The organism is Mesobacillus sp. (assembly GCF_047739415.1).
In the GTDB taxonomy this organism is placed as follows: Bacteria; Bacillota; Bacilli; order Bacillales; family Cytobacillaceae; genus Mesobacillus.
Window position 1 is genome coordinate 1 of the sequence record NZ_JBIQOE010000121.1, and the last position, 3,135, is coordinate 3,135.

A 3,135-nucleotide genomic window follows, 5' to 3' on the forward strand; every position below is an offset into this window, starting at 1 on the left:
ATTGTAAAAGAGGTAAATAAATATTAGAAGAAGTAATTGGGTTAAAAATATTACAAAGCATAATTAAAGAATAGTCCTTGTTTCACTAACGGGTGCGTTGATCCAGGAAGGATTAACCACCTTTTTTGTTGATTTCCTTATTGAGCTAAAGATGCAGTTTAGTTGAAGAACGGATCTATAAAATACCTTGGTTTTTTTGAGCTCAATAAGTAAGGGGGTAATTAGATGAAAAAGGTTAGATTTATACTAGGTATAGCAATAGTTATTATAGCTGTGTTCGTATTTGTAAATAAATTATACTATCCCACTCTTCCAATAGAGAATTTTTCAGCAAAAGAAGCAATTGATAAACTAAAAGAATCGGAAAGTAAAATAGCAGAAATTGCAGTAGAAGGCGATTCTATTTGGTATATCACAAGTAGTGAGAACAAAGGTATATCGATTGCTGATGAAAATATAAAACAAATGATTGGTTCAAATGGATGGGAATTTAAAGAAAAAGATGGTGCTGGTCTGTTCTTTGAAAAAGACGGAAGGAGATTAATTGCCGTCACTCAAATGTGGACTGGAAATTATGTTCTCGTTAAAATCCCAGGTAATTTTAAATAATCTTGAGAGGCTTTTTAATAAACTATCGGGTGCGTGTGCGGCCGAGCCTAGGTCGTATCATATAGCGGGTGGGATTCCCGCCGAGTAAGAACTAGCCATTCGCTCGTAGCGAGTCTTGGAGGGCTAAAGGTAACTTTAGTCTTTAAGCGTAGACAGTTAGGTGACGGGCCGAAAGCCAAATGGTTGAAGGGATTGAGCTCCATAATCGTTAGTAAATCGGGAAGGCTGATGCCTTACCTGCGTGCAGAAAGCAACATTTTATCCTTCGTAAAAGGCAAGAAGGGTAAAACTTCCCTGGAGTCAGAGACCTTGGCACGTTACACATTGATATGATACGGCAACTCGGGAGACCCTACCGGTCTTTTCTATTGAAGAGTATGGTCTACAAGCGATAACAAGCAAGGAAACCAAATGCCGATGGTAGGGAGTCGGATAGCAGCGTAGTACCAATGAAGTTGGGTAATGCCGATGGAGGGAAGGCTAGCTACCAGTTATCACCCTTACTAGGGACACATTTACTACACACAGAGGTAGGATAATAAATGGAAACAAAACTACTAAGGATAGCAGAATTAGCAAAATCTGAGCCTAAAATGAAGTTTACATCTCTTGAACATTTATTGAATGAGCAATCTTTAACTCAGTGTCATCATGAACTGCCTAATAAAAAGGCAGTTGGTATCAACGGAACGACAAAAGAACAATACAATGACAACTTGGAAGAAAACATAGAGGATTTAGTAAGTAGGCTTAAAAGCAAAAGTTACCGTCCTGTTCCAGTAAGACGAATGTATATCCCAAAGCTCAACTCAAACAAGATGAGACCACTGGGAATACCGGAACATGAAGATAAAATTGTTCAAAAGGGCATTACGAAAATACTAAATACCATCTATGAAAATGATTTTCTAGACTGCTCATTTGGGTTCCGACCAAATAGAAACTGCCACGATGCGCTAAAAATACTGAATCAATATATCGAGAAGAGAGCAGTAAGCTATGTAGTCGATGTAGATATTAAAGGCTTCTTTGATAACGTTGACCACAAATGGATGATGGAATTCTTGAAACTCCGAATCACTGACCCTAACCTACTGAGAATAATCAGCAGGTTTCTTAAAGGTGGATACATGGAGGAAGGTAAGAAATACAAGACAGACAATGGTACACCGCAAGGTGGAGTGATATCTCCGATATTAGCCAATGTTTATCTCCATTACGTTCTTGATCTATGGTTTGAAAAAGTGGTTAGGAAACAATGTAAAGGCCAGGCATATATAGTAAGATACGCTGATGATTTTGTTTGTTGTTTTCAGAATAAAAGTGAAGCCCAGCAATTCTTCCATTCATTAAAAGCGAGGTTAAAGAAATTTAACCTGGAAATAGCCGAGGATAAAACTAAAATAATTCCCTTCGGACGGTTTGCGGAAAAGAATGCAAAACGAGACGGGACTGGCAAACCAGATACCTTTGATTTCCTCGGATTCACACACTATTGTGGGATAAGTAAACACGGAAAGTTCCGAGTAAAGCGGAAAACCAGCAGGAGGAAAGTCCAAGGTAAACTAAAAGAAACCAAAGAATGGCTGAAGAATAATAGGAATAAAGATATCCATATGATTATGGATAGATTTAAACGCTCACTAACAGGTTATTACAACTATTATTGCATCACAGATAATACCCAAACTGTTAACAACTTTAAATCGAAAATTGAGTACTTACTGTTTAAATGGCTAAACAGAAGAAGCCAAAGGAAATCCTTTACTTGGGATAAATTCAGACTCTTTCTTAATAAATATCCACTACCTTCACCAAGAATCAAAGTGAATATTTACGATTTAAGAAAAGAGATTAGCTACATTTTGTAAATGATAATTGGAGGAGCCGTGTGCGTTAATAGCGCAAGCACGGTTCTGTGAGGGGGGAGGAGTACAATTTACCGCAAGGTAGAAAGTCTCCCTTCTACTCGACTAGCTGAAGAAGAAAATAATATTCACTTTTTTAGAGCTTGAAAATTTTAAGCTCTTTTTTGCTGTAGAATTATTTTTAGAAAAGATAATGGAAGTTTTTTTGAAAATGTGAAACCTTTTTTATTAATACCAGTCTAAACAGTAGTTTTCTGAAAGGGGGGAATCAATTGAACAATTCAATTCCAGAAAGGAACTTCTCAAATGAAGAACTAATAACAAGTCTTATTGATTCTTATTGGGTAAGTGTAAAAAAATTAGCATTTACATATGTAAAAGATTGGGTGTTAGCTGAAGATATTACTCAAGAGGTGTTTATTAAGTGTTATAAAAATCTTGATCAATTTCGTCGTGAGTCCAGTTATAAAACTTGGCTTTACAGAGTAACGGTTAATAGGTGTAAGGATGAATTTAAAAATAAATGGTTTAAAACCTTATGGATATCTGAAGAGGTCAAAGATAAGGTTGGAAAAAATATAGTATCCGCCGAAATATCATATTTTAAAAATTATGAGGAAACAGTAATTTCTGAATTAGTATTAACATTACCTGTGAA

Annotated in this window: 3 protein-coding genes; all 3 read left to right on the top strand. The window is 36.1% G+C overall.

What is annotated here, in order from left to right:
* Positions 1-225 precede the first annotated feature (225 nt).
* Positions 226-609 carry a hypothetical protein gene (locus tag ACH0QE_RS09760; protein ID WP_415800504.1) on the top strand — a complete coding sequence of 128 codons (384 nt, stop codon included), beginning with the start codon at positions 226-228 and terminating at the stop codon, positions 607-609.
* A gap of 542 nt (positions 610-1,151) precedes the next feature.
* Positions 1,152-2,480 (top strand): group II intron reverse transcriptase/maturase, encoded by a 1,329-nt coding sequence (gene ltrA, locus ACH0QE_RS09765; RefSeq protein WP_415800505.1) that lies wholly within the window; start codon positions 1,152-1,154, stop codon positions 2,478-2,480.
* A 269-nt stretch (positions 2,481-2,749) separates the two neighbouring features.
* On the top strand, positions 2,750-3,135 hold a 386-nt coding region (locus ACH0QE_RS09770), incomplete at its 3' end, for a sigma-70 family RNA polymerase sigma factor (RefSeq protein WP_415800506.1).